Source organism: Luteibacter sp. 329MFSha, assembly GCF_900111665.1.
Classification (GTDB): Bacteria; Pseudomonadota; Gammaproteobacteria; order Xanthomonadales; family Rhodanobacteraceae; genus Luteibacter.
Genome location: NZ_FOJE01000001.1, coordinates 489,402 through 514,282 on the forward strand (window position 1 = coordinate 489,402; position 24,881 = coordinate 514,282).

A 24,881-nucleotide genomic window follows, 5' to 3' on the forward strand; every position below is an offset into this window, starting at 1 on the left:
CAGGGTCGTTCGTTTCGTCGCGGCGGGATGCCTGCTGTGCGCTCAAGCCGCGTGGGGCCAACAGGCGCCGCAATCCGTGCCACCGGCGACGCTTCCGGCGCCCGCCACTTCCGTGGCTCCGCCTCCGCCGCCCGTCGAGATTCCCTTCGCATCGCGCGACGCCGCTTGGGTATCGACGCCCAGCGCGCCCGATGCATGGGGCGGGCCGCGCACCGGTAGCGAGGCGACGCTGTCGGATCGCGTGGTGTCGTACCGCATCCAGGCGCGGCTCGATCCCGAGAAGCACACGGTGGATGGCCAGCAGCAGCTGACGTGGCGCAATCGAAGCGACCGCCCCGTATCGGCGGTGTTCCTCCACCTGTATCTGAACGCCTTCGAAGGGGAGGGCAGCACGTTCTTCACCGAGCGCCGCACGCTCGCCGCGCATGGCGGTTCGCGCGGCACCGACACCGTGAAGAAAGGCGAGTGGGGATACATCGACCTGGGCGACGTGGAACAGGACGGCGCGCCGCTGAAGTGGCGCTACGTGCATCCCGACGGCGGCCCCGAGACGGACCACACCGTCGTTCGCGTCGATCTCGCGCAGCCCGTGCCCGCGGGCGCGAGCGTCACGCTCGACATGAACTTCCACAGCCAGCTGCCGCGCGTGATCGAACGCACCGGCTACGTCGGCCGCTTCCATCTCGTGGCCCAGTGGTTCCCGAAGATCGGCGTGCTGGAACTGCCGGGCGAGCGCGGCGCCACCGAGCCACGCTGGAACGTGCACGAGTTCCATTTCAACAGCGAGTTCTACGCCGACTTCGGCGAATACGACGTCCGCATGACGCTGCCGAAGGATTACGTGGTCGGCGCGGTGGGCGAGCAGCAGGGCGAACCGACGCCCGAGGGCAACGAGCTCACCTGGCACTTCATCCAGGGCGACGTGCACGACTTCGCGTGGATGGCGGCCCCGGGCTACGCGACGCTCGACGGCGAATACACCGGCCCCGGCAGCCCGAAGGTCAAGGTGCGCGTGATCTACCCGCCGGAGTACGAGGCGAGCGCCGCGCCGGCGCTGAAGGCGTCGCTCGATTCGCTGGCGTATTTCTCCTCGACGCTCGGGCCGTACCCGTACAAGACGCTGACGGCGATCATTCCTCCGTTCAACGCGACGGAAGCGGGCGGCATGGAATATCCGACGTTCTTCACGGCCGACAGCTACCGGAAGGTGGCGCCGAAGACGCTCGACGAGTTCCTGCTCGATTTCGTGACGATCCACGAGTTCGGCCACGGCTACTTCTACGGACTGCTCGCGTCGAACGAATTCGAGGAGCCGATGCTCGACGAGGGGCTCAACGAGTACTGGGACGATCGCATGCTGCGCGAGCGGAACCAGTCGGTGTACCTCACCACGCCGCTGTGGAAGTTCTTCGGCGTCGAGGCGCCGATCGCTCCGTTCCAGCTCGAACGCATGCTGGCGAGGCTGCGCCGCCCGGCCGATCCGCTCGGTCAGAACGCGTGGAACCGGCTTTCCAGCGCCAACTACGCCACCGTCTATTCGCGCACGGCGACGGCCATGCACGATCTCGAGGAGCGGCTGGGCAAGGACGTCATGGAAAAGGCCTTCCGCCAGTACTACGCGACCTGGCACTTCCGTCATCCGTCCATCGCCGACCTGCAGGCGACGCTAAGCGATGTATCCGGCAAGCCGGAGGTCGTCGCGCAGGTATTCAACCAGTTCGTGTTCGGCACCGACCGCATCGACGACCGCGTGAGCGACATCGTCAGCGAAGAGGTGTTGCCGCTGGCTGGCACCGTCGTGAAGGACGGGCGCCGCGGTGAAGTCGATGGCGAGTCGATCGATGCCTCCGTCGAGAAGCAGCGTGCGGACTGGAAGAAAGCCCACAAGGACGCGGCTCCCGGCACGGGGCCGTTTCCGTGGAAGACCACCGTGACGGTCTGGCGCGACGGCGCCCGCGTGCCGCAGACGCTGAAGGTGACCTTCATGGATGGCTCGGAGCGGACCGTGCGCTGGGACGACGATCGCCGCTGGGCGCGCTTCACGTTCACCGGCTCCGTCAGGGCGAAGTCCGCGGAGCTGGATCCCGAGCGGAAGATCTACCTCGACCTGGACAAGCTCAACGACAGCCGCACCGTCGAGGAAAATCACGCGGCCTCGCGCCGTTGGGGTTCCGATTTCGCCGCCCTGCTGCAGGGCCTCTACGCGTTGCTGGGGACGCTATGAACACCGATCGCAAACGTTCGTCGCTGGGCGCGCTGGCGCAGGGTGCGCTCGGGGGCCTGCAATGGCGCCTCGCGCTGCTGTGGATCCTCGTGACGCTGCTGCCGGCCGCGGTCGTCGCGCTGCCGTTGTGGCGCGTGCTGGATGGCCTGCTCGGCCACTCCGTGCACGCCGACGCCTGGGCGTCGCACTTCGACGGGTTGATGTTCGGCGATACATGGACGGCACTCACCACGGACAATCCATGGACCGGCATGGCGCTCGTCGCCGGCACGCTGGTCACACTGGTGTTCGGGCCGTTCCTCGCCGGCATGGTCGTCGCCGGCGGACGCGCCAACCGCGCGCTCGGCTTCGGCGGACTGCTGCAGGGCGGGGCGACCGAGTACGGCCGCATGCTCCGCCTCGGCATCCTCGCCCTGATTCCGTATGGTCTTTTCATCGCCGCGGCGTACGGCGTGACGTCGCTGGCCGACGACCGGGTCGAGACGAGCCTGCTGGCATCGCGTGCCGAGATGTACGAGCACGGCGCGCTGGCGGTCGCCGTCCTGCTGTTCGTCGTCGCGCAGGCGATCGTCGAATCGGCACGCGCCCAGTTCATCGCGGACATCGGCCTGCGCTCCGCATTCGTCGCGCTGGGTCGCGGATTCGTGCAGTGCCTGCGCCGACCGTTCGCGACGCTCTTCGTCTATCTCGTGATCACGCTCGTCGGCAGCGTCCTCCTCGTCACCATCGCATCGTGGCGCGGCCACACCACCGCGACCGGCTCGGGATTCTGGACGGGCTTCCTGATCGTGCAGATCGGCGTTATCGTCACGGCGTGGATGCGCACCGCACGCCTCCTCGCACTCGCCGGCCTCGCCGCGATCAGACCCCACCGCCGCCGCCGCACGGACTTCGCCCCGGCGCTGTGACCAAGGCCCCGTCGCGCGGGATCGCAGACGAGCATCCTCCTACGGAACGGTAGGAGCCGATCACCCTTGCGACACCCCACCTACCGAAGGGGTGGGAGCCGATCGCATCGGCGACCCCGCGCAGCGGGCAATCTCGCGGGCATCTCCCTACGGAACGGTAGGAGCCGATCGCATCGGCGACCCCGCGCAGCGGGCAATCTCGCGGGCATCCCCCTACGGAACGGTAGGAGCCGATCGCATCGGCGACCCCGCGCAGCGGGCAATCTCGCGGGCATCTCCCTACGGAACGGTAGGAGCCGATCGCATCGGCGACCCCGCGCAGCGGGCAATCTCGCGGCATCCCCCTACGGAACGGTGGGAGCCGATCGCATCGGCGATCCCGCGCAGCGGGCAATCTCGCGGGCATCCCCCTACGGAACGGTGGGAGCCGATCGCATCGGCGATCCCGCGCAGCGGGCACCCCACGAGTGAAGCCACGAGATCTTCGCGCCCTCAGCGCCGGCGAAGTGATGCAGCATGAACCGTCAAACATCCCCGCCAAATCGCCCCACACCGCACCGCACCCGCCCCACGACGCCGTCGTCCAGAAACATAGAAGTTTTCTGAAAAGTTGCCCTCGCCGCCCACGAATCGGTTGCCATAAGGCACACTCCGCATCCTCGGTAACGCTGTCAGGCGCTGTGTTGCTGCCTGGCATGACGCTGTGCCGTCGTGATCTATGTGTTCGCGAGGATCGTGCCGACCTGCCTCAAGGATTCGCGCCATTCGCGATGATTCGGTTTGCCGCCAAGGAGAGTTTCGTGGGCGACTACAGCAAAACGTTCGAATGGATTGATCTCCCGCAGGGGAGGGTTCGATACGCAGGAGGGATGCGTGGCAGGGATGAGCCATCGATAGAGACGTTCGCTGTTGAGCTTCGCGGAGCGATCTATTACGGCGAAATTCGTGAACTATTCCCGCCTGAGAAGAACGACTACAGCATCGAAGTCGTTTCGTTTGGGTGGATAAAGCACGACTGGTCTGGCAATGAGCCAGACCCCGAGCATTGCGCGTCCTTTACTCTGAACGATCTGAGCGACGTACAGTCTTTGCTTTGTGCGGCGGTGTCGATCTGGCGAAGTCTTGAGGACAGGCCAGCCATTCTGTACGAGTCTCTTCAAACTCACTTTACTGGCGAGATTGTTTTTAGGGATGGATGGTCGTTGATCAGTGAAGAGGGCGGCGTCCGATGAACCGCGCCAATCTGGGCCAAACGCGGCGGAGAACTCTTTCTTGGTTAACACGAGAAGACGTTCGTTTGGTTCCCTTCCATGGAGCTATGAGTAATGAAGATTTCGAACTTCGTAGAAATTCGTGCCGACGGCAACGTCGTCCCTTCTACGATGACCGTCGAAGAAATGCTCGGCCTCGGCTGGAGTCCATCAAAAGTGATAGCGCTCGAGTGGACCTATAACGGCGCGGCAGTTAACGTTGCGGCGCCTCTGGGAGTGCTCGGTGTCGTCGTGCAAGGTGGGAACTTTGTAGCGACGATCCCCAGCGACGGTATGGGCCGACGCCAGATCGTGATTGTGTCGCCCGATGGCGACGTATACGGGCGAATCGAGCCTACCATTTGGATTAAAAGTGTCGAAGTGCATGGAGCATTTGGGTGGTTTGAGCCTGCAAGGAATCCCGGCGAGGACCTCTTTGGAGTTGTGTTTCAATCGACATCGGGCCAGGAATTTTTATGCGGCGTCAGCGCATTGAGTCTTCGGATAGTCGATTGCGCTCTCACGCGGTGAGGTTCGTTAGTAACCATTCATGACAGCGGGTAGTTTCTGCGTCGCCCACGATATGCACGGGGAGCTTGGAGGCTACAGTGCTTAAGCTGCGGCCGTTAGTTCCGATAGCTCGATAGAGCTGTTAGAAGTACAGCAGCTGATCCTTCAGGCACTGCCTGCATGGCTCGCGCTTGAAGACAGGCCTTCGGTCGTATCCTCAAAGATGACGACGATTCGTAGTAGTGGATTTCTTACGGGATGTTGATCGCACCAACCGCGCTGGGATCCGGCACGATGTCTGGACGTCCAGCGTTTGAATACTGCGCAATCGGCCCGCGGAGCATTGGGTGCGGAAGCGCGGCTGGATGGTTAGCGCGTATCAGGCGCGAAACATAGAAGTTTTCTGAAAAATTGCCTATCACATCGCACGAAGTGGTTGCCATAAGGCACACTCCGCATTGTCGGCGACGCTGTGAACGTTGCTTCCTCGGCCGCCACGACGCAGCGGAATCGTGATCTAGGTGCTTGCGACGTCCGTGCCCGTCTTGCTTCATGGATTTGCGGCATTCGCGACGATTCGCTTCGCCGCCAAGGAGAGTTTTGTGGGCGACTACAGCAAAACATTCGAATGGATCGAGTTTCCGCAGGGAAGGGTCCGTTATGCGGGTGGGAGGCGCGGGAGGGACGAGCCGCCTATGGAGACCTTCGCGATAGAACTCTACGACCGCGTCTACTACGGAGAAATCTGCGAGTCACTTCTAGCTGATGGAAACCGTTACAACCTGATGATTGTGTCATTCGGATGGACGAAGCATGAGTGGCGCGGCATCGAGCCAAACCCCAGAGACTGCGCGACGTTCACGCCGAGGGAGCTTGAGAAGGTGCAGGCGCTCCTTTGTCAAGCTGTTCAAGTGTGGCGCGGCCTGGACGATCGACCACCGTTTCTGACGGAGTACTTCGAATCACGCTTCATGGGCGAGGTTATTTTTCAGGACGGTTGGGCATTAATCAGGGACGAGAGCGAGATCTAGTGGACATCAGGGAAGACGTAGCACGCATCAGGGACGCGAATACTTTAGGCCAGATCCGAGAGATCGTACGAGGTTATTCCGCAACATCTTCCGGGGGTGCGGCAGCCATCTATAGCGGTCTAGTGGGAAAGGCATCGGCCAACGATCTGGCGATCGAGCATGCGCGGAGTAGCCGTGTGTCGATCATCAATAACACTCCGCGTGGCAACTTTCTAGCTAATGAGCAGGTCGAGGCAGCGATAAGGACTTCGGCGAAGCGCATCTTTCAGTCTCAAGGCGCGGGCTATGGACCCGCAAAGCAGCTTGCAGGCGACTTCCTCTTCGGCGATGCGAACGCGCCGACACATGCTCCCACCAGCATCCAGAACTGCCTCTGGTGCGAAGCCTCGCGCGACTTCGCCTCGTCGCTGCGCGGCGACGTGAAGGTCATCGCCGTCAATGCGAATCCGCAGCGGGTCTTCGCGCAGGTGGAAATTCCCACGGCGTTGCGCAATCCCGCTGTGCGCAGCCTCGGCGGCGTGCCGGTGGAGTTGCTGCGCGAGACGTATGCGTCGCACGGCGTGGAGGGTGTACTTCCGCAGGTCCAGGCTGCCTATGTCAGGGAAGCGTCCCTTGCTGGCCTGCTGTCGACGCCCGCTGCCGCGCCGGTGGCTGGCGTGCGCCGCGCGCCGGGCGCGACGTTCCATGTGGGGCAGGTCGCGACCAAGGCGCTTGGGGCGGCGACCACGGTCTACGATGGCGTGGCATCGGTTCGCGAGGCGATGCAGCTGAGCGACCGGGGTAACGACATCGGCGCGCAGTCGCACATCGTCGGGGCGGTGGGGCGCAACGTCGGTGGGTGGGGCGGTGCCGCGTTGGGCGCGTCGACAGGCGCGGCGCTCACGGCCGAGACCGGACCGGGCGCGTTTCTCGGCGGTGCCATCGGCGGCATAGCGGGTGCGGTCGCTGGCGACCGGCTGGCGGCGTGGATCGATCGACATCGCATCAACCACCAGACCGACGAGCGAGGACATCGTTGGGCGTTCGATCCCGCGCACCCGGCGCAGGGCTGGACGCGTCGCGTCGACGGCGAACTCGATGCGCAGGCCACCGTGGACCGAGGCGTTCCCATCTACACCTCGCGCACGCTGACGGCAGCACCCGAGCTGGCCGATCGGCTCAACTACCAGGCGTCCAGCCGGGCGGTGGAACTGGCGCTCGCGTCGCCGCCTGCGCCGGTGAATCCGTACCACGTCGCCTCGACGCCGGAGGATCATCGGCCGGGGAACGTCTACGAAGGCGACTGGCAGCGCGATGCGCGGAGCGGTCGATGGTCGCGTCAGGTGACCGATAGCCATGTCGGGTTGAGCATGCAGCGCTTCGGGGTCGAGATCGCGTCGCGCGAGCGCGCCGCGGCGCTGGACCGGCAGGCGCAGGACATCGTGGCGGCGAATCTCAAGACGACGCCGATAGCGATAGCCGCGCAATACAAGACGGCCTACGAGCGGTTCGGCTGGTCGCGGCATGGCGACATGCCGCCTGCGGTCCAGGACGCCATCCAGCATCCCGGGCGCCTGCTCGCTTCCGATGGCCACGCTTACACGCGCGGTGACGACGGCCGGTGGACTACGCCCGGCGCGCTCTTCGGTCGCAATCCGGCCGAAGCGGGCCTCCAGCACCAGCTGGACGTGGCGTACGAACGTCTCCAGCGGCCGTCTGCCGCGGCAGACGATGAGTCCACGGCATCCGGCTCGAACGATTCGGGTAACGCAGCGTCCATCGGCGCCTTGGTTCCGAAGCGTGACGCATCGATCGATAATGTCGGCGTCGCGCATCGGTTTATCGGACCGGCAGGGCGGGGTGTCGGCCGTGGTGGCGATGTACGTGCCGCTGAGTCCGCATCCGCGCCCGACAGGCGGGTGTCGCCGCTTCACGAAGCCGATGACGCATCGGGCCTCCCCGCGAACTTTCCCCTCTTCGACGCAGCGGAACACCACCGTTTGTTCCTCGAAGCGATGAACCGCCACCGGGAAGAGCAGGCGGAGGCTTTGGAACGTGCGCGGGAAGCACGCGACGAAAGGCGACACGAGAACGACCGCGTTAGCGACGAACGCGCACGGGCCGATCGCGCGCGCGATCAAGAAGAACGGTACTGGGAGGGTCGCGAGGCGTCGGAGCGTGAGCGACGAAACGACGATGAGCGACTCGCCCCAGGTCCGCCGGACGAGCATCGCCTGCGCGGCGAGAGCGAGGTGGCGCGAAGTGCACAGGCGGCGACCCACAGCCCGCCATTCGCGCATGACAACGCATGGCGCCACGCGTCGCATCTCGAACGGGAGTACGACGGGATCGAGAGTAGTCCATCCGCGGATCGCTCATGGGACAACACGCCTCCATGGCAGAACGCCCATACGTCCGGGCACGATCCGCTGATGCACGACGCACGGAACGCCGAAACATCACACGATCCCTCGACGATCGACGATGCGTGGTTCATGAGCCTCGACACGCCACGCTGGGATGACACCCGGGAGGCCGAGAGCATCGTGTTTCACCGGGACACCAGCGACAGTCATGGCCGCGGCAGGACCTATGAGAACCCCTTTCCGACGCCGATGCACCCTGTCGTCGGCCCGCCCGCGCCCGATCCCTACGCCAACCTCGACCCGGCCGACCCGTTTTCGTACAACCCCTATCTCCCGGGCATGCCCGAGGAAGACAAGGACATGGCCGACATGTGGCTGGCGTTGCAGTCCAATGACACCCAGGCGATCGATAAGGCGTTCGACAAGCTGGGTGAGCGGCCCGAGGTCCAGCAGCTATTGCAGGAGGCGGCGGACATCATCGAGCGCGAGCGCGTCGAACTGGCCGCGCAGCGTGAGGCGGAGCTCGCCGAGCAACGCAGGATCGACGAGATGATACGCGCGCAACAGGAGGCCGAGTCGCTGCAGCACGGGCCGCGAGGGAAGGTACTCACGCTCGACCTGCAGCCCCTGACGGCGGCGGACATGGGCGGTGCGTTCGGCGGCGGCGACGGCGGCGGTTGAGTTTTTCAGTGGCGAAGGAGCGAGGTCTTCAATGGACGGTTATCGAAACGAACGGGGCGCGATGGCACCCGCCATGCAAATCGTCGCGCTGCAGAAAATGGCGGACAGCCAGATCATGCGGCTGGAGCGGACCATCCGCAACGAGGCGGAAGCGGCCGCGCGACTCTTCGACGTGCAGGTCGCGGCATCTCTCAGGACGGCACGCGACGAGCAGCAGGTCGTTCTCGGTCAATTGAAGGCCGCCGTAAGCAAGGTGGAGGCGTCGCACGACACGTTCTTCCGCTTCCGCCGGCGCCTCTACGTTGGTATCGGTAGTCTGCTCGTCCTGGCGATCGTCAGTCTCGTGATCGTGTACCAGGTGCTCTTCGGGCATTACCGGCAGGAGTATTCCCGATTGCTCGAGGAGGTGGCGTACCTGAAAACGGTGGACGAGGCCGACGTCGCACCGTGCGGCGACGGGCGGCTGTGTGCGCGCATCGTCAAGGGCGGCGCGCGTTTCGGGGAGAAGAAGGACTATCGGCTCGTCGAGCTGCGCAAGTAGCCGACGAGCCGCGTCACCATCGGCGGGCGCTCAGCCCGCGCGGCGCACTTCGCGGTGCGGCGGGTAGTAAGCGAACAGGTGCGTCGCGCCGCCGAGGAAATCGATGTTGTCGATGTGTTCGCCACCGAGGCGTTCGGCGACGTGGTCGGACGCCTCGTTGCCGATGCGCACGAGGCTGATCACGCGCTGCGCGTGCATCTCCTTCCACGCGAAATCGAGGATGGCTTCGCCGGCCTCGGTCGCGTAGCCGTGGTGACGATGCTCGGGCTTGAGCATCCAGCCGAGTTCGAGGTCGGGCCAGCCTTCGGGCTTCATCAGACCTGCGCGGCCGATGAACTCGCCGGTGTCCTTCAGCTCGATGGCCCACATGCCGCAACCGCGAAGCGCCCAGTGACCGAGCAGCATCGCCATCGAACGCCATGCGTTCATGCGATCCAGAGGCTGGCCGTCACCGATCCAGCGCGTGCTGTCGGCGTCCGCGAGCATGGCCGCGTAATCGTCGAAGTGGCGTTCGGTGAGGGCGGTGAGCCGCAGGCGCGGCGTTTCGAGAACGGGAATGTCTGCAAATGGCATCGAAGTGACCAGGTGTCAGCCGAGCAGGCGTGCCAGGGCGCGGGTGCTCTGCGCGAGGCTGTCCTGCCAGGACAAGCCCGTTATTTTCCCACCAGTGGCGGCGTCTTGGAAGCTCTCTTCCTGGCCCGGTGCGAGAAGGTGGCGATAATCGACTGTGATTTCAGTGCCTTGCGGAAGGTCCTTCGCCGCGAAGATGAAGCCGAGGTGCCAGAGGCCGGTCGGCTCGAAACTGTGGTTCACGTAGCACTCGTCGGGCCAGTCCGGCGACACGGTGTAGCGGTCCCCGAACCAGCGGGCGGCGGCGAACAGGTTCGCGGAGAGCTCGGGCGACGACGTGATGTCCTGCCAGCTGTAGGTGGCATCGATGCCGTCGGGGGCGGTCACGATCTGGCCGGCGGCCACGAATTCGTCGACGAACAAGCCCTTGCCGGCGCCGGGGATGGCGGAATCGGCGATGCGGTAACGCGGAAGGATCATTGCTGCATGACGCCCCTGTACCCGCGGGAAGGCAAGTGCCTGCCCGGCATGGGGCGCGAGTGTAGCGCGATCGTCCGGTAATGAAAGAGGGGAGGACCCCGCCCGGCGCCAGGCGGGGCCGTGAACGGCCGGACGGCCTCGTCAGCCCTCGTCGGCTTCCGCTTTCGCCTTGGCCGCGCGGGGCGCTTTCGCTTTCTTGGCCGGTTTACCGCCGTCGACCTGGATCGCGTCGCGATTGCGGTCGACCAGCGAGGCGCCGATTCCCTTGACCTCGGTCAGCTGGTCGGCCGACTCGAACGGGCCGTGCGCCTCGCGGTAAGCGACGATGGCCTTCGCCTTGGAGAGGCCCACGCCGTCGAGTGATTCCGCGAGGGTGGAAGCGTCCGCGGTGTTGACGTTCACCGGCGTGGAGGCGAAGGCGAGCGGCGCGAAAAGCAGTGCCGCGAGCGCGGCGAGGTGGCGTTTCATGGTGGTACTCCTCATCGACGCGTCGAATGACGCCGGGGCACTCTGCGGCGCGCCGCGGTTTTCGCGAACCGGCGGCGCGCGCCGTCCCATGTGGGTGCGCGCACCGCCGGCGCCTCGCCGGCACCCACGGCGCCACGGGCGCGGCTGTCGGCGCTGTTACAATCGGTCTTTGTCCCCCACGAGTCCGTTCCCCATGGATACCTCCCGCATCACTTCCTTCGTCAGCGGCCTCTGGGACGCGGAAATCGTCCCGCAGCTGGTCGAATACATCCGCATCCCGAACAAGTCGCCGATGTTCGACGCGCAGTGGCGGGAACACGGCTACATGGACCAGGCCGTGACGCTCATGGAGGCCTGGGCGCGCGGCAAGCTTTCGGCGTTCGAAGGCGCGACGCTCGAGGTCGTCCGCCTCGAAGGCCGTACGCCGCTCATCTACATCGACGTGCCGGCGCAGGGCGTCCAGGGCAAGGGCACGGATGAGACCGTCGTGCTCTATGGTCATCTCGACAAGCAGCCGGAGATGACGGGCTGGGCCGAGGATCTCGGTCCGTGGAAGCCGGTGATCAAGGGCGACAAGCTGTACGGCCGCGGCGGCGCCGACGACGGCTACGCCATCTTCGGTTCGCTCGCCGCGCTGCTCGCGCTGCGCGACCAGGGCGTGCCGCACGCGCGCTGCGTCATCCTGATCGAGGCCTGCGAGGAGTCCGGCAGCTACGACCTGCCGTACTACGTCGACCACCTCGCGGACCGCATCGGCAACCCGGCGCTCGTCGTGTGCCTGGATTCGGGCTGCGGCAACTACGACCAGCTGTGGCTGACCACCTCCCTGCGCGGCATGACCGGCGGCAACCTCACCGTCCAGGTGCTGGAAGAGGGCGTGCATTCGGGCGACGCCTCGGGCGTGGTCCCGTCGAGCTTCCGCATCCTGCGCGACATCCTGGGCCGCCTCGAGGATCCGAAGACCGGCACCATCCTCCCGCGCGAGCTGTACGTCGACATCCCGCCGCAGCGCGTGGAGCAGGCGCGTCGTTCGGCCGAGGTGCTCGGCACGGCGGTCTACGACAAGTTCCCGTTCGTCGAGGGCATGAAGCCCGTGACCGACGATCTCTCCGAACTCGTGCTGAACCGCACGTGGCGCCCGCAGCTCGCGGTGACGGGCATCGGCGGCATGCCGCCGCTCGACAGCGCCGGCAACGTGTTGCGTCCGAAGACGGCGGTGAAGCTCAGCCTGCGCGTGCCGCCGACGCTCTCGGGCGCGGAAGCCGGCCGGTTCCTGAAGCAGCTGCTCGAGAAGGATCCGCCGTACGGCGCGAAGGTGACCTTCGACCTCGAGAAGGACGGTAGTGGCTGGAACGCGCCCGCTCTTTCGCCGTGGCTAGAAGACGCCGTCGCGCAGGCGTCGCAGCATTACTTCGGCGCTCCCGCCGCCTACATGGGCGAAGGCGGCAGCATTCCGTTCATGGGCATGCTGGGCGAGAAGTTCCCCCAGGCGCAGTTCCTGATCACCGGCGTGCTCGGCCCGCATTCCAACGCGCATGGCCCGAACGAGTTCCTGCACATTCCCACCGGCAAGCGCGTGAGCATGGTGGTCGCCGACGTCGTCGCCCGTCACTTCCAGGAAGCGTCGAAGGCATGACGGCCGGGCAGGACACCCTCGCGGGGCGCCTTGCCGCCGTGCGGTCCTCGATCACGGAGGCCTGCCGGCTCGCCGGGCGCGATCCCGCGGAGGTGACGCTCCTGCCCGTCAGCAAGACCTTCGGCGAGGACGTGGTGCGCGAGGCGGTGGCGCTCGGGCTGCGCCGCTTCGGCGAGAACAAGGTCCAGGAGATCCAGGCGAAGGCCACGGCCCTCGCCGCCGAGGCTCTCGACTGGGTCGTCATCGGCCACCTGCAGACCAACAAGGCGAAGGCGGTCGCGAAGTTCGCGAGCGAGGTCCAGTCGCTCGACCGGCTCGACCTCGCCGTGGCGCTCGACAAGGCGCTGCAGGCGGCGGGGCGGGGGATCGACGTGCTGGTGCAGGTGAAGACCTCGCCCGAGGAGACCAAGTCCGGCCTCGATCCGGGCGAACTTCCCGCCTTCCTCGACGCGCTACGGGCGTTCTCCAGCCTGCGTGTGCGGGGTCTGATGACGCTGGCCGAGGCGAGCGAGGACGAAGCCCGGGTGAGGGCCTGTTTCCATACCCTGTATCGGCTGCGTGACAGTGCCCGGCAGGCCGGCCACGCGGTCGACCGGCTGTCCATGGGCATGAGCGGGGACTTCGCTCTGGCCATCGCCGAGGGCAGTACCGAGGTGCGGATCGGCAGTTCGATCTTCGGGGCAAGGGCTTACAAGCCCGCGCGGTAACCCCTACACATTTTCGGCAAGGAAAAGACGCCCCGGACGCGGTCGCGGCCTCACGTTTGTGAAGGCAAGTGGCTCAATCCGTTCAGGATTTCGTCCCGCAGGCCGCAGGTTTCTGCGAGATGTCTGAATGTTTCCTAGGAACGGCGTTTTTTAACTTTATGCCAACAACAGGACCAAACGGGTTTGGTAACTTCACCACTCGTTCACGGTCGTCTCACCTTCACGGCGGCTTAACTCCACGATGAATAGGCCTTCTCGCTCATGCACTTAAAGCGACTGACCGCTCTCGCGTTAGCCACCTGCTGTATCGCCATCGTTACACCCGCCGTCGCCGACACGATCACCGCTCCACAGGGTCTCGACCAGTCCGCCACGCTCCTGCTCACCGATCTTCCGGTCTTCGCGCCCGCCACGGGTCTCGCGCAGTCCACCATCCCCGATGTCGCTTCGCTCATCGCCCCGCAGACCGCCGCCGTCGCCGTGAACGACGCCGCCGCGCCGGATGCCGACGATGAAGACGACAGCCTGGTCGCCGCCGCGACCGACAAGCTGGCCGGTCATGTCGACGGTCACGCCCGCGAGGCCCTGATGGCCTTCGCCATGAAGCTCCGCGATATCCGCTACCGCCGTGGTGGCCGCGCACCGTCCACCGGCTTCGATTGCAGCGGCTTCGTCCGCTACGTGTTCATGCACAGCATCGGTCTCGACCTCCCGACCAACTCGGCCAGCCAGTTCCTCGCCGGCCTCAAGGTCAAGCGCAACGAAATGAAGACGGGCGATCTCGTGTTCTTCCGCACCCGCGGCAAGGCGATCTCGCACGTCGGCATCTACATCGACAACGGCCAGTTCATCCACTCGCCGTCGGCCGGCAAGACCGTCCGCGTGGATAGCCTCAACGAGGCCTACTGGTCCAAGCACTTCGTCGGCGCCAAGCGCCCCGAAGGCATCGCCAAGATCTGACGGAAGCCCTTCAACGTATATTTCCGAAACGGCATGCTCCGGCATGCCGTTTTTTTTGTGCGTTTCCAGGGGCGGTGGCGCTGTCGGTCGCGCATGTATCCTATGCGCCATGCCCCGTCAGCCTCCTCGTGCGCCCGCCACGCGATCGCGCCGTCCCACCGTTCCCGTCTTCGGCCTGGCCCGCGTTCTCTCGAAGCGCGGTCTCTGTTCGCGCAGCCAGGGCGAGAAGCTGGCGCGGGAGGGCAGGGTCCGGGTGGACGGAAAGATCGTGCGCGATCCCGAGTTCCCGATCGCGGGCCCAGAGCGGATCGAGATCGACGGCGGCGCCGCGCAGGCGGCGGCGCCCGTGTACGTCGCGATGAACAAGCCGCGCGGCATCGTGGTCTCCGCGTCCGACGAGCGCGGCCGCGACACGGTGTATTCGCTGCTCGCCGACGCGGGCTTGCCGTGGCTCGGCCCCGTGGGCCGCCTCGACAAGGCGAGCGAGGGGTTGCTGCTCCTGTCCAACGACACGGTGTGGGCGGCGGGCATCACCGATCCGGCGACGCACGTGCCGAAGACCTACCACGTGCAGGTCGCGGGGCAGCCGGACCAGACCACGCTCGACGCCATGCTCGCGGGCGTCGTCGACGCGGGCGAGACGCTCCGCGCGGGCACGGCGTCGTTGCTCCGGCAGGGCGAGAAGAACGCCTGGCTGGAAGTGACGCTCGACGAGGGCCGGAACCGCCATATCCGCCGGCTGATGTCCGCGCTCGGATTCGACGTGCAGCGCCTCGTGCGCGTGGCGATCGGCGATCTGCCGCTGGGTGAACTGGCGAAAGGCCAATGGCGGTCCCTGACCGAGGCGGAAGTGGCGATGTTGCGGCGACGTCAGGCGCAGCGGCGGGAGTGAGCTCTTCGCGAAAAGATGTCGCGCGCAGGGCGCGCTCCTACCGGGGCCACGGCGGCATCCCGTGAACCATTGTGCCGCCGATGGCCCCTCGTAGGAGCGCGCCCTGCGCGCGACATCTTTTCGCGGGGCGCCCAGGCCCCGATGCGAGGGGGTGTCAGGCCTTCAGGATGCCCAGGTTCCGCGCCACCTTCGTGAACGCGGCGACGGCGCGGTCGAGGTGCTCTCGGGTGTGCGCGGCGCTCATCTGGGTGCGGATGCGCGCCTTGCCCTGCGGGACCACGGGGAAGAAGAAACCGGTGACGTAGATGCCTTCCTCGAGAAGCTGGCTGGCCATGGCCTGCGCCTGCTTCGCGTCGTAGATCATGACCGGCACGATCGGATGCTCGCCCGGGCGGATGTCGAACCCGGCCTCCGTCATCTTCTCGCGGAAATAGCGGGTGTTCTCCTTCACGCGCTCGCGCAGGTCGCCCGCGGACGCGAGCATGTCGAACACCTTGCTGCCCGCGGCGACGACGTGCGGCGGCAGCGAGTTGGAGAAGAGATAGGGGCGCGAACGCTGGCGCAGCATCTCGATCACTTCCTTGCGACCGGTGGTGAAGCCACCGAGCGCGCCGCCGAGCGCCTTGCCCAGCGTGCCGGTGAAGATGTCGATCTTGTCCATCACGCCATGGTGTTCGGCCGAGCCGCGGCCGGTGTCGCCGAGGAAGCCGGTGCAGTGGCACTCGTCGATGTGCACGAGCGCGTTGTACTTCTTCGCGAGCGCGGTGATCTCGTCGAGCGGGGCGATGAAGCCGTCCATCGAGAACGCGCCATCGGTCGTGATGAGCTTGGTGCGCGCGCCCGCGGCGTCGGCCGCCTGGAGCTGCGCCTCGAGATCGGCCATGTCGCAATTGGCGTAGCGGAAGCGCTTCGCCTTGCACAGGCGAATGCCGTCGATGATGGACGCGTGGTTCAGCGCGTCGGAGATGACCGCGTCCTCTTCGCCGAGCAGCGGCTCGAACAGGCCGCCGTTGGCGTCGAAGCAGGCGGCGTAGAGGATCGTGTCCTCGGTGCCGAAGAACTCGGCGATCTGCTTTTCGAGGGCCTTGTGCAGGTCCTGCGTGCCGCAGATGAAGCGCACGCTCGCCATGCCGAAGCCATGGGTGTCCAGGGCATCCTTCGCCGCCTGGATGACGTCGGCGTGGTCGGCGAGGCCAAGGTAGTTGTTCGCGCAGAAATTGAGAACTTTTCGACCGTCGGCCAGTTCGATCTCGGCCGACTGCGGGGAGACGATGATCCGCTCCTGCTTGAACAGACCCTGTTCGCGGATGGATTCGAGTTCGCTGGCGAAGCGGTTCTGGCCGGGGTAAGTCATGGCGGGGAGCTTCCGGGACGGAGAAGCCCCCGATTGTGAGGCCTTTGGGCGAGTGAGAAAACCTCGATATCGCCCCGTATCAATGAAGGCCGAAATCCACCCGTGTCGTGGGTCCGCCGTCGTCGATTCCGCTGGCGTCCGTCTTCGGGGCGACGACGAAGACCCGCTTGTCGTCCACCTTCCCCTGGAGCCACTGGCGCACGGCGTTGGCGCGTCGTTCCGCGAGGTGGCGCAGGGCGTCGGCATCCACGGGCATGTTCGTCTCGAGCAGGCGGCGCATGTCCTCCGGCGGCTGCGACTTCGTCAGGCCGATCAGGTTCTTCGCCTTGGGGAACGAGGCGTGGCGGTAGGCGCGTTCGAGGTACTTCTCGCGTTCCTCGTCCGTGGGCGGCGCCGGGTCGTCGCCCTTGTCGTTGACCTGTTCCTGGCGGATCAGGTCGTCGACCATCACCTGGCGCAGCCCGTTTTCGTCCTTCGCCGGATCGATCCGGCCGACGATGTCCAGGCTGATCGAGGGCTTGTCGTTCAGCACCTTGACCACGTCCGCCAGTTTCGCCTGCGCGCCGGCGTCGAGTTCGGCGGAGCCGGGCGCGAAGCCGATGTAGCCGAGGTCCTCGCGACCGCCGCCGATCGACGCGAGCAGCCGAAACGGCGAGGTGACGGCCTTCACGATGAGGTTGCCGATGGCGCGCCAGACCAACCCGCCGACGCTGAACTGCGGATCGTCGAGCGAGCCGGAGACCGGTATCCGCACGTCGATGCGGCCCTGGCTGTCCTTCAGCAGCGCGACGGCGAGTTTCACCGGCAGGTGCGTGATGCCCGGGCCTTCGATGCGGTCGCCGAAGGTCAGCTGGTCGATGAAGATATGGTTCTCGGCCGTGAGCTTGCGCTGGTCGAGCAGGTAATGGACGTCCACGTTGAGACGTCCGCGGGTGATCGGGTAGCCCGCGTACTTGCCAGAGTAGGGCGACAGGTTCGCCAGCGGGATGCCTTCGGCCTTCGCGGCGACGTCGAGGAAGGCCACCGGCGTGAGCGGATTGATGGTGCCGCGGATGTCGACCGGCGCGTTGTCGTCGAGCTGGCCCTGCAGGGTGAGTTCGGCCGGCGCCCCGCCGCCCGTCGTGCCGAACGCGCCCACGTTGCCGGTGAGGCCGGTGACGTCGGCCGTGTAGTTGGGCTTGATGAAATTGTCGGTGTAGTTGAGTCGTCCCCGCGTCAGGCTGACGCGGCCGATGCGGATCTCGGGCGCCGGCCCGGACGGCGCGGTGTCGGACGGTGCGGCTTCGGCGGGTGGCGCCGTCGTGCCGCGGGCTTCGGTGACGGACACGGCACCCGGAGGCGCCTCGGGGCTGGCGACGACGTCCTGCAGGTTCAGCCGACCGCTCGCGTTGACGATCACGCGGGCGTAGAAATCGTCCAGCGCGATACCGGCGATGTCGACCTTGGGCGCGCCGTTGCCGAGATGCACGCCCATGCCGCTGGCGGAGAGCGAGCCGACGCGGAGGAAGTCGGCGTCGGTGAGCTTGTCGAGGATGCGCACGCGGCCGAGCGTCGCGTCACCCTGGTAATCGATCCGCGCCGGCGCGTTTCCACGCAGCACGGCGCGCAGGCGCCCGTCGAGACTGAGCAGCGCGCTGGCGATGCGCACGTTGAGCGGGACGGTCACCAGCGCCTGCAACGGCGCGAGGTCGAGGCGCGTCGCCTTGACGGTGAGGTCGGCGCCGAGCGGTCGCGGCGTGACCTGGCCGGCGATCGCGAACGCGGCGCCCTTGCCGAGTTCGCCGGCGAGGTCGAGGCGCAGCGGCTTCGTCAGGTCGTCGGACAGGCCGTCGATGCCGAACGCCGTCGCCTGCAGCGCGATGGGCCGGCGCTTCGCCGCGTCCGCGTCGCGCAGCGTGACCATGCCGTCGCCGAGTCCCAGATGGCCGATGCTCCAGCGCCATGGCGTCGCGGCGGGCGCGGGCGTGGCGGGGGGCGCGCTGGTGCGCAGGATCGCCGGCAGGTCGAGGTCGCCGCTGGCGAGCCGTCGCAGGTCGACCGCGAGGCCGTCCAGCGTCAGCCGGTCGAGCCGTGCTTCGCTCGTCGCCAGGTCGAGCGATGCGACGTCGGCGGCGAGCGAGCGCCAGGTGACGGGCGAGATGCGGCCGTCGCGCGGCACGAGGCGGAACCCGTCGAGGTTCGCCTTCGCCGTCGTGACGCGGACCGTGGCGGCGTCGTGCCACTCGAGCGCGAGGTCGCCGTTGGCGCCGAGCGTGCCGCCGGTGATGTCGGCATCGAGAAGTGGCGGTGCCAGCGGCATCAGCGCGGCCAGCGAGATGTCCTTCAGCGTGAGGCGCCCGAGGTAGCGGCTCGCGGCGACGTCGAGCTTGCCTTGCGTGGCAAGGCTGCCGCCCGCCATGCGCGCGGTGGCATCGAGCGTGGCGACGGGAGCCTTGACGGTGCTCAGGCCGCGCAGGTTCACGGCGAGGTCGTCGAGCACGAGGCGAGCCGGCGCCGGCGCGGCGAGGTCGGCGTACTCGAGCCGCGACCCCTTCACGACCAGGCCGTCCACGCGCACGTCGGTCGGCCGGGCGTCGGCGGCGGGCTTCGCATCGGGGGCGGGGAGGAGCGCGTCGATGCTGCTCTTTCCGCCAGGCAGCCGCGCGTAGCGCACGTCGAGTCCGTCGAGGGCGATCGTGCCGAAGCGGTAGCGCGAGGTCAGTGGCTCGAGCGCGGTCAGCGCGACATCGCCGTGCGCCAGTGCGACGAACGGCGTGCCCTTCGCGTCCTCGATGCGCAGGTCGTCCAGCACCAGCCGGCCCCCGAGCACGATGCGCGGATGGGATTCCGCCATCAGGAAGCGCAGGTCGAGCACGCCGGAGAGCTTACCGGCAGGAACACGGACGGGCAGGGGGCCCGGTACGAAGCCCACGTAGCGGGAGAGGTCGAGACGGTCGAGCCGGAACGAGACGCTCGATTCGCGGCTGCTGGCGAAGGGTTTGGTGTGTCCCTGCGCGCGCAGCGGACTGCCGTCGACGGTCATCGCCAGCAGCGGTTCGACGAAGATGTCCGTCGCGCTCGGCAGGCTGGCGATGAACGGGATGCCGAGCTCGATGCGGTCGACCCGGTGCGTCGCGTCCAGCACGCGGTCGTCGAAGTCGATCCGGCCGTCGTGCAGGGCGATGTTCGACAGCGCGAAGCGCGCCGGACCCGTGTCGGGAGCCTTCGGATCGCCCGCGAAGCGGTCGAGGATGTCCGAGATGTTGAATCGTCGTGCCGTGTCGCGGCGCAGGTGGATGCGCGGGCGGTCGATCGTCAGCGCGTCGAGGATGGGCGCCGCGCGGAACAGCGACGCCCACGAGGCGTTGGCGTCGATGCGGTCGACGTCGACGAACGGCGTGCGTCCGTCGGCCTCGGCGATGTGCAGCCGTTCGACGGTCAGGTCGAGCGTGAACGGGTTGAGGTCGATGTCGCCGATCGTGACGGGGCGGCCAAGCGCCGCGCTGGCGTGCTTCTCGGCCTGCGCGCGGATCAGCGGCGGCGCGGCGAGGAAGCCGAGCAGCGCGAAGACCAGCACGACGCCGGCGCACCATGCCGCGATGCGGCGTGCGCGACGTGACCGGTAGACCGTCATCCCATGCTCGCGCGCCCGGCGCCAGTGGGCCCTGCTTCTCTCTCTCAGCGATTCCATGCCGCCGCTCCCGCAATCAAAAAGGCCCCCGCCGGAGTCTACCCGGCGGAGGCCTTCGTGAGCGTGGCGTCAACGCCGGTTATTCAGGTCCAGGAACAGACGACCTTGCCGCTCTGCCCGGCGTCCATGAGGTCGAAACCCTTCTGGAAATCGTCGATGGCGATCTGGTGGGTCAGCACCTTCTGCAGCGGGAAGCCGGTGAGGACCATCTGGGTCATCTTGTACCAGGTCTCGTACATCTTGCGGCCGTAGATGCCCTGCAGGGTGAGGCCCTTGAAGATGACCTTGTCCCAGTCGATGCCGGCGCCGCGCGGCATGATGCCGAGCATGGCGATCTTGCCGCCGTGGTACATGCAGTCGAGCATGTCGGCGAAGGCGCGCGGGTTGCCGCTCATCTCCAGGCCGACGTCGAAGCCCTCGATGTGCAGGTCCTTCACGACGTCCCGGAGCGACTGGTTGGCGACGTTCACCACGCGCGTGGCACCCATGTCGGCGGCGAGCTTGAGGCGGTAGTCGTTGACGTCCGTCACCACCACGTTGCGGGCGCCCACGTGCTTGGCGATGCCCGCGGCGATCACGCCGATCGGGCCGGCGCCCGTGATCAGGACGTCCTCGCCGATCAGGTCGAATTCCAGCGCGCAGTGCGCGGCGTTGCCGTAGGGGTCGAAGAACGCGGCCAGCTCGGACGGGATCTGGTCCGGGATCGGCCACAGGTTCGAGGCCGGCATGGTCATGTACTCGGCGAACGCGCCGTTGCGGTTCACGCCGATGCCGATCGTGTTCGGGCACAGGTGCTGGCGGCCCGCGCGGCAGTTGCGGCAGTGGCCGCAGACGATGTGGCCCTCGGCCGAGACGCGGTCGCCGATCTTGTAGCCCGTGACGCCGGGGCCGATCTCCGCGATGCGGCCGACGAACTCGTGGCCGATCGTGAGGCCCGGCGTGATCGTCCGCTGGGACCACTCGTCCCACTTGTAGATGTGCAGGTCGGTGCCGCAGATGGCGGTTTTCTCGACCTTGATCAGGACTTCGTTCGGGCCGACCTGCGGCACCGGCACTTCTTCCATCCAGATGCCTTGTTCGGGCTTGCGCTTGACCAGCGCCTTCATCGTCTGCTGCATGGGGATCGGGGGTTCCTGCGAGCGGCCCGCGGCGCGGACCCAAACCGCCATTATATGCCGGGGCGGGTGCTTTTCGTGGTGCGTCGCGCCATTGCCAGCGGCGGGGAGGCCCTCTATGGTCGGACCGCTCTGCACGACCCACAGGGGACATGAGAAACATGCGAATCCGCTCGATGATGCTGGGAGCCGCCATGGCGCTGACGATCGACGCGAAGGCCGACGAGGGCATGTGGATGCCCTCGCAGCTGCCTTCGATTGCGAAGAATCTCAAGGAGGCCGGCTTCCGGGGCGATCCCAGGGACCTCGCCGACCTCACCCGCGCGCCGCTGAACGCGGTCGTCCGGATCGGTGGCGGGACGGGCGCCTTCGTCTCCGCCGAGGGCCTGGTCGTCACCAACCACCACGTGGCCTTCGGCGTCATCCAGTACAACTCCCGGCCCGACCGCGATCTGATCGCGAACGGCTACGTCGCCCCCGACCGGGCGGGCGAGCTCCCGGCGAACCCGGACTACCGCCTGCGCGTGACGGTCGGCTTCGACAAGGTGACCGACACCGTGCTCGCCGCCGCGCGCGGCAAGACCGGCAAGGCCTACTACGACGCGGTCGACGCCGCGAGCAAGGCGCTCGTGGCCGAGTGCGAGAAGGGCGACGGCATCCGCTGCAGCGTCGCCAACATGTTCTACGGGCGCGACTTCTATCTGGTGAAGCAGCTCGAGCTTCGCGACCTGCGCCTCGTCTACGCTCCGCCGCGGGCCATCGGCAACTACGGCGACGAGATCGACAACTTCGTCTGGCCCCGTCACGCCGGCGACTTCACCATCCTGCGCGCGTACGTCGGACCGGACGGCAAGCCGGCCGACTACTCGCCGGAGAACAAGCCCTATCGTCCGCCGTCGCACCTGACGCTCTCGACCGCCGGCGTGGCGGAGGGCGATTTCGTGATGCTCGCGGGCTATCCCGGCATCACCTACCGTCACCGGACCGCCGCGGAGTTCGCCGACCAGATCGAGTGGCGCCTGCCGACCTACGTCGCCGCGATGAAGGCGCTGCAGGACGTCATCGAGACACAGGGCAGGACGGACAAGGAGGCCGGCATCCGTTACGCCTCGCAGCTGCAGTCGCTGAAGAACGGCATCAAGCGCTTCGAAGGCGAGCTCGAGGGCCTGCGCCGCAGCGATGCCGTCGACGTGCGCCGCCAGGACGAGGCCGCCATGCTGGCGTGGCTGGCGAAACAACCCGACGGCGCCGCCCTGAAGCCGGAGATCGACCAGGTCATGGCGCTCATCGCGCAGGGCAAGGACAGTCGCGATCGCGACATGGTGCTCGCGCTGCTGGCCAGCCAGACGCAGCTGATGCGCGGCGCGCTCGCCATCGATCGCCTCTCGGTCGAACGGCCGAAGCCGGACGCCGCGCGCGAGACGGGTTACCAGACGCGCGACGAGGAGCTCATCAAGAGCCAGCTGAAGCAGGCGCAGCGCCGCTACGATCCGCGCGTGGAAAAAGCGCTGGTGACCTCGCTCATGCTTCGCTACCAGACGCTGCCGGCCGTCCAGCACCTGCCGGAGCTCGACAAGGTCTTCGGCCGCACGCCCGCCGAACTGGCGTCGGCGCTCGACCGCACTTACGGATCGACGAAACTTGGCGACGAGGCGGAGCGCATGCGTCTGTTCGCGGCGAGCCCGGCGGACGTCGGCAAGAGCGACGACGCGTTGCTGGTCGCGGCGCGCACGCTGCGCCCGGCGCTGCTGCGGCTCGACGACGAGCGCAAGGCGCGCGAGGGCGAGCTGCTGCGCCTGCGCCCGGCGTACATGCAGGCGCTGATCGGCTACCGCGAATCGCAGGGCAAGGCGGTCTATCCGGACGCCAACTCCACGCTCCGCGTCAGCTACGGCAAGGTCACGCCGCTCGTCGCGCGCGACGCGGTCACCTACGCGCCGCTGACGACCGTCGCCGGCATCGTCGAGAAGAACACGGGCAAGGCGCCGTTCGACGCACCGAAGCCGTTGCTCGACGCGATCGCGAAGGGCGACTTCGCCGGCTACGCCGACCCGAAGACCGGCGCGATGCCCGTCGACTTCCTCAGCAACCTCGACACGACCGGCGGCAACTCCGGCTCGCCGGTGCTCAACGCGAAGGGCGAGCTCGTCGGCCTGAACTTCGACAGCAACTGGGAGGCGGTCAGCGCGAGCTGGATGTACGACCCGCGGTACAAGCGCGCCATCCACGTCGACATGCGCTACATGCGCTGGCTGATCGACAAGGTGTATCCGTCGCCCGCGCTGCTGAAGGAGCTTGGCGTGCCCGCGTCGCGTTGAGCGCAGGCGTCCGTCGCTTATCCACAACCGGTGTGGATACCGCCTGCATAACCGTGTGGACAAGTCCGTTTCGCCCTTGCGTGGCACGCACTTGCGTCGCGCTGGTCAGTATCTGACCAGCGCGCATGCGCTACCCTTGCGGCCGTTCGCCAGCGCAGTGCCGTCATGAGTCTCGATACACGCCCCCTCGCCATCTTCCTGATGGGCCCGACCGCCTCGGGCAAGACGGCGCTCGCCTGCGAACTGGCCGATCGCTTTCCCGTGGGTCTGGTCAGCGTCGATTCGGCGCTCGTGTATCGCGGGCTCGACATCGGTTCGGCCAAGCCCTACGCGGCGACGCTTTCGCGCTATCCGCACGAGCTGATCGACATCCGCGATCCGTCGCAACCGTATTCCGCCGCCGATTTCCGCGCCGACGCGCTGGCCGCCATGACGCGGATCACCGCGCAGGGCAGGGTGCCGCTGCTCGTCGGTGGCACCGGTCTGTATTTCCGCGCGTTGCAGCGCGGCCTCTCCGATCTGCCCGAAGCCGATCCGGCGCTGCGCGAGACGCTGGCCGCCGAAGCCGCGACGATCGGATGGGAGGCGATGCATGCCCGCATGGCCGCACTCGATCCCATCGCCGGTGCGCGGATCCGGCCAGGCGATGCGCAGCGCATCCAGCGGGCGCTCGAGGTGATGACGCTCAGCGGGCGCACCTTGAGCGAACTGCAGACGGGCGGGAGTCGCGAGCGCCTGCCCTGGCGGGTGCTCAAGCTGGCGCTGCTTCCTGCCGACCGGACCACGCTGCACGCGCGCATCGCCACACGCTTCGACGCGATGCTGGCGGACGGCTTCCTCGACGAAGTGCGTGGGCTGCGCGAGCGCGGCGACCTTCATCCGGATCTCCCGGCGATACGCGCGGTGGGGTACCGACAGGCGTGGGAGTACCTCGATGGCGACGGCGACGCCACGGAATTCCGCAACCGTGGTATCTATGCAACGCGTCAGCTCGCGAAGCGCCAGATCACGTGGCTCCGGGCCGAGCTCGACGCCCGCACGTTCGACCCGGACCGGGGGGATCCGTTGCCCGAGGTGGAGCGCGCGGTGGAGCAGTTCCTGGGAATGCCGAGGGCGTCACGCTCGGCGCTTCCAGCGGGCATTTAAATGCAGTTAAGATTCAAGACACTTGGGCCGGGGCGCCGTCAGGCGTTTTTTCCCGGACCCGCTCGAGAGGCGTAG

General features: G+C 67.1%; 19 protein-coding genes. 13 read left to right on the forward strand and 6 right to left on the reverse strand.

Features of this window, described 5'->3' with window-relative positions; translation table 11 throughout:
- The first annotated feature begins 112 nt into the window (after positions 1 to 112).
- From BMW54_RS02235 to BMW54_RS02260, 7 genes are all read left to right on the forward strand, one after another.
- Complete coding sequence (locus BMW54_RS02235; RefSeq protein ID WP_254779013.1) at positions 113 to 2,224, forward strand: M1 family metallopeptidase; 2,112 nt, start codon at positions 113 to 115, stop codon at positions 2,222 to 2,224.
- Positions 2,221 to 3,132 carry a hypothetical protein gene (locus BMW54_RS02240; protein WP_090052626.1) on the forward strand — a complete coding sequence of 304 codons (912 nt, stop codon included), beginning with the start codon at positions 2,221 to 2,223 and terminating at the stop codon, positions 3,130 to 3,132. Before BMW54_RS02235 ends, BMW54_RS02240 begins: the two co-directional genes overlap by 4 nt.
- An 800-nt stretch (positions 3,133 to 3,932) precedes the next feature.
- Positions 3,933 to 4,364 carry a hypothetical protein gene (locus BMW54_RS02245; protein ID WP_139206012.1) on the forward strand — a complete coding sequence of 144 codons (432 nt, stop codon included), beginning with the start codon at positions 3,933 to 3,935 and terminating at the stop codon, positions 4,362 to 4,364.
- A 93-nt stretch (positions 4,365 to 4,457) separates the two neighbouring features.
- The gene (locus BMW54_RS18400; protein ID WP_139206013.1) at positions 4,458 to 4,913 is read left to right on the forward strand and encodes a hypothetical protein; all 456 of its coding nucleotides are present in this window, start codon (positions 4,458 to 4,460) and stop codon (positions 4,911 to 4,913) included.
- 500 nt (positions 4,914 to 5,413) lie between these two features.
- A complete protein-coding gene (locus BMW54_RS02250; RefSeq protein WP_090052631.1) occupies positions 5,414 to 5,923 on the forward strand; it encodes a hypothetical protein in 510 nt (169 codons plus the stop codon).
- 176 nt (positions 5,924 to 6,099) lie between these two features.
- A complete protein-coding gene (locus BMW54_RS02255; RefSeq protein ID WP_090052633.1) occupies positions 6,100 to 8,949 on the forward strand; it encodes a hypothetical protein in 2,850 nt (949 codons plus the stop codon).
- A gap of 73 nt (positions 8,950 to 9,022) precedes the next feature.
- Positions 9,023 to 9,490: a hypothetical protein gene (locus BMW54_RS02260; RefSeq protein ID WP_139206014.1), complete on the forward strand. Its 468-nt coding sequence runs from the start codon at positions 9,023 to 9,025 to the stop codon at positions 9,488 to 9,490.
- Positions 9,491 to 9,520: 30 nt separating this feature from the next.
- Here BMW54_RS02260 and BMW54_RS02265 read toward each other — a convergent pair whose 3' ends face one another.
- The 3 genes from BMW54_RS02265 to BMW54_RS02275 form a co-directional block, all read right to left on the reverse strand.
- Complete coding sequence (locus BMW54_RS02265; RefSeq protein WP_090052637.1) at positions 9,521 to 10,063, reverse strand: GNAT family N-acetyltransferase; 543 nt, start codon at positions 10,061 to 10,063, stop codon at positions 9,521 to 9,523.
- A gap of 15 nt (positions 10,064 to 10,078) precedes the next feature.
- Entirely contained in the window at positions 10,079 to 10,540 is a 462-nt protein-coding gene (locus BMW54_RS02270; RefSeq protein ID WP_090052639.1) for an SET domain-containing protein-lysine N-methyltransferase, read from the reverse strand.
- 141 nt (positions 10,541 to 10,681) lie between these two features.
- Positions 10,682 to 11,008 carry a ComEA family DNA-binding protein gene (locus BMW54_RS02275; protein ID WP_090052641.1) on the reverse strand — a complete coding sequence of 109 codons (327 nt, stop codon included), beginning with the start codon at positions 11,006 to 11,008 and terminating at the stop codon, positions 10,682 to 10,684.
- 193 nt (positions 11,009 to 11,201) lie between these two features.
- Here BMW54_RS02275 and BMW54_RS02280 point away from each other — a divergent pair, with 193 nt between their 5' ends.
- From BMW54_RS02280 to BMW54_RS02295, 4 genes are all read left to right on the forward strand, one after another.
- Entirely contained in the window at positions 11,202 to 12,644 is a 1,443-nt protein-coding gene (locus BMW54_RS02280; RefSeq protein ID WP_090052642.1) for a M20 family metallopeptidase, read from the forward strand.
- The gene (locus BMW54_RS02285; RefSeq protein WP_090052644.1) at positions 12,641 to 13,351 is read left to right on the forward strand and encodes a YggS family pyridoxal phosphate-dependent enzyme; all 711 of its coding nucleotides are present in this window, start codon (positions 12,641 to 12,643) and stop codon (positions 13,349 to 13,351) included. The genes BMW54_RS02280 and BMW54_RS02285 overlap by 4 nt, the downstream gene beginning before the upstream one ends.
- A gap of 261 nt (positions 13,352 to 13,612) precedes the next feature.
- Positions 13,613 to 14,311, forward strand: a complete 699-nt coding sequence (locus BMW54_RS02290) for a C40 family peptidase (RefSeq protein ID WP_090052646.1) — start codon at positions 13,613 to 13,615, stop codon at positions 14,309 to 14,311.
- 109 nt (positions 14,312 to 14,420) lie between these two features.
- On the forward strand, positions 14,421 to 15,203 hold the full coding sequence (locus BMW54_RS02295; RefSeq protein ID WP_090052648.1) for a pseudouridine synthase: 783 nt from the start codon (positions 14,421 to 14,423) through the stop codon (positions 15,201 to 15,203).
- 154 nt (positions 15,204 to 15,357) lie between these two features.
- On the opposite strand, the gene kbl is transcribed toward BMW54_RS02295, so the two are convergent.
- The 3 genes from kbl to tdh form a co-directional block, all read right to left on the reverse strand.
- Positions 15,358 to 16,557, reverse strand: a complete 1,200-nt coding sequence (gene kbl / locus BMW54_RS02300; protein WP_090052650.1) for a glycine C-acetyltransferase — start codon at positions 16,555 to 16,557, stop codon at positions 15,358 to 15,360.
- Between the two features lie 79 nt (positions 16,558 to 16,636).
- Positions 16,637 to 20,227, reverse strand: coding sequence for a DUF748 domain-containing protein (locus BMW54_RS02305; protein WP_090052651.1), 3,591 nt, complete (start codon positions 20,225 to 20,227; stop codon positions 16,637 to 16,639).
- Positions 20,228 to 20,310: 83 nt separating this feature from the next.
- Positions 20,311 to 21,345: an L-threonine 3-dehydrogenase gene (gene tdh / locus BMW54_RS02310; protein WP_175472734.1), complete on the reverse strand. Its 1,035-nt coding sequence runs from the start codon at positions 21,343 to 21,345 to the stop codon at positions 20,311 to 20,313.
- A 158-nt stretch (positions 21,346 to 21,503) separates the two neighbouring features.
- Between tdh and BMW54_RS02315 the strand changes: the two genes are divergently transcribed.
- Together BMW54_RS02315 and miaA are read left to right on the forward strand one after the other, a co-directional pair.
- Positions 21,504 to 23,660 carry a S46 family peptidase gene (locus tag BMW54_RS02315; RefSeq protein WP_090052653.1) on the forward strand — a complete coding sequence of 719 codons (2,157 nt, stop codon included), beginning with the start codon at positions 21,504 to 21,506 and terminating at the stop codon, positions 23,658 to 23,660.
- 165 nt (positions 23,661 to 23,825) lie between these two features.
- Complete coding sequence (miaA, locus tag BMW54_RS02320) at positions 23,826 to 24,806, forward strand: tRNA (adenosine(37)-N6)-dimethylallyltransferase MiaA (protein ID WP_090052654.1); 981 nt, start codon at positions 23,826 to 23,828, stop codon at positions 24,804 to 24,806.
- Positions 24,807 to 24,881 lie beyond the last annotated feature (75 nt).

Excerpts from the sequence above, each read along its gene's own strand:
- BMW54_RS02240 (WP_090052626.1), top strand. The coding sequence starts at position 2,221 with ATGAACACCGATCGCAAACGTTCGTCGCTGGGCGCGCTGGCGCAGGGT.
- BMW54_RS18400 (WP_139206013.1), top strand. The coding sequence starts at position 4,458 with ATGAAGATTTCGAACTTCGTAGAAATTCGTGCCGACGGCAACGTCGTC.
- BMW54_RS02260 (WP_139206014.1), top strand. The coding sequence starts at position 9,023 with ATGCAAATCGTCGCGCTGCAGAAAATGGCGGACAGCCAGATCATGCGG.
- BMW54_RS02265 (WP_090052637.1), bottom strand. The coding sequence starts at position 10,063 with ATGCCATTTGCAGACATTCCCGTTCTCGAAACGCCGCGCCTGCGGCTC.
- BMW54_RS02270 (WP_090052639.1), bottom strand. The coding sequence starts at position 10,540 with ATGATCCTTCCGCGTTACCGCATCGCCGATTCCGCCATCCCCGGCGCC.
- BMW54_RS02275 (WP_090052641.1), bottom strand. The coding sequence starts at position 11,008 with ATGAAACGCCACCTCGCCGCGCTCGCGGCACTGCTTTTCGCGCCGCTC.
- BMW54_RS02280 (WP_090052642.1), top strand. The coding sequence starts at position 11,202 with ATGGATACCTCCCGCATCACTTCCTTCGTCAGCGGCCTCTGGGACGCG.
- BMW54_RS02285 (WP_090052644.1), top strand. The coding sequence starts at position 12,641 with ATGACGGCCGGGCAGGACACCCTCGCGGGGCGCCTTGCCGCCGTGCGG.
- BMW54_RS02290 (WP_090052646.1), top strand. The coding sequence starts at position 13,613 with ATGCACTTAAAGCGACTGACCGCTCTCGCGTTAGCCACCTGCTGTATC.
- BMW54_RS02295 (WP_090052648.1), top strand. The coding sequence starts at position 14,421 with ATGCCCCGTCAGCCTCCTCGTGCGCCCGCCACGCGATCGCGCCGTCCC.
- kbl (WP_090052650.1), bottom strand. The coding sequence starts at position 16,557 with ATGACTTACCCCGGCCAGAACCGCTTCGCCAGCGAACTCGAATCCATC.
- BMW54_RS02305 (WP_090052651.1), bottom strand. The coding sequence starts at position 20,227 with ATGGAATCGCTGAGAGAGAGAAGCAGGGCCCACTGGCGCCGGGCGCGC.
- tdh (WP_175472734.1), bottom strand. The coding sequence starts at position 21,345 with ATGCAGCAGACGATGAAGGCGCTGGTCAAGCGCAAGCCCGAACAAGGC.
- BMW54_RS02315 (WP_090052653.1), top strand. The coding sequence starts at position 21,504 with ATGCGAATCCGCTCGATGATGCTGGGAGCCGCCATGGCGCTGACGATC.
- miaA (WP_090052654.1), top strand. The coding sequence starts at position 23,826 with ATGAGTCTCGATACACGCCCCCTCGCCATCTTCCTGATGGGCCCGACC.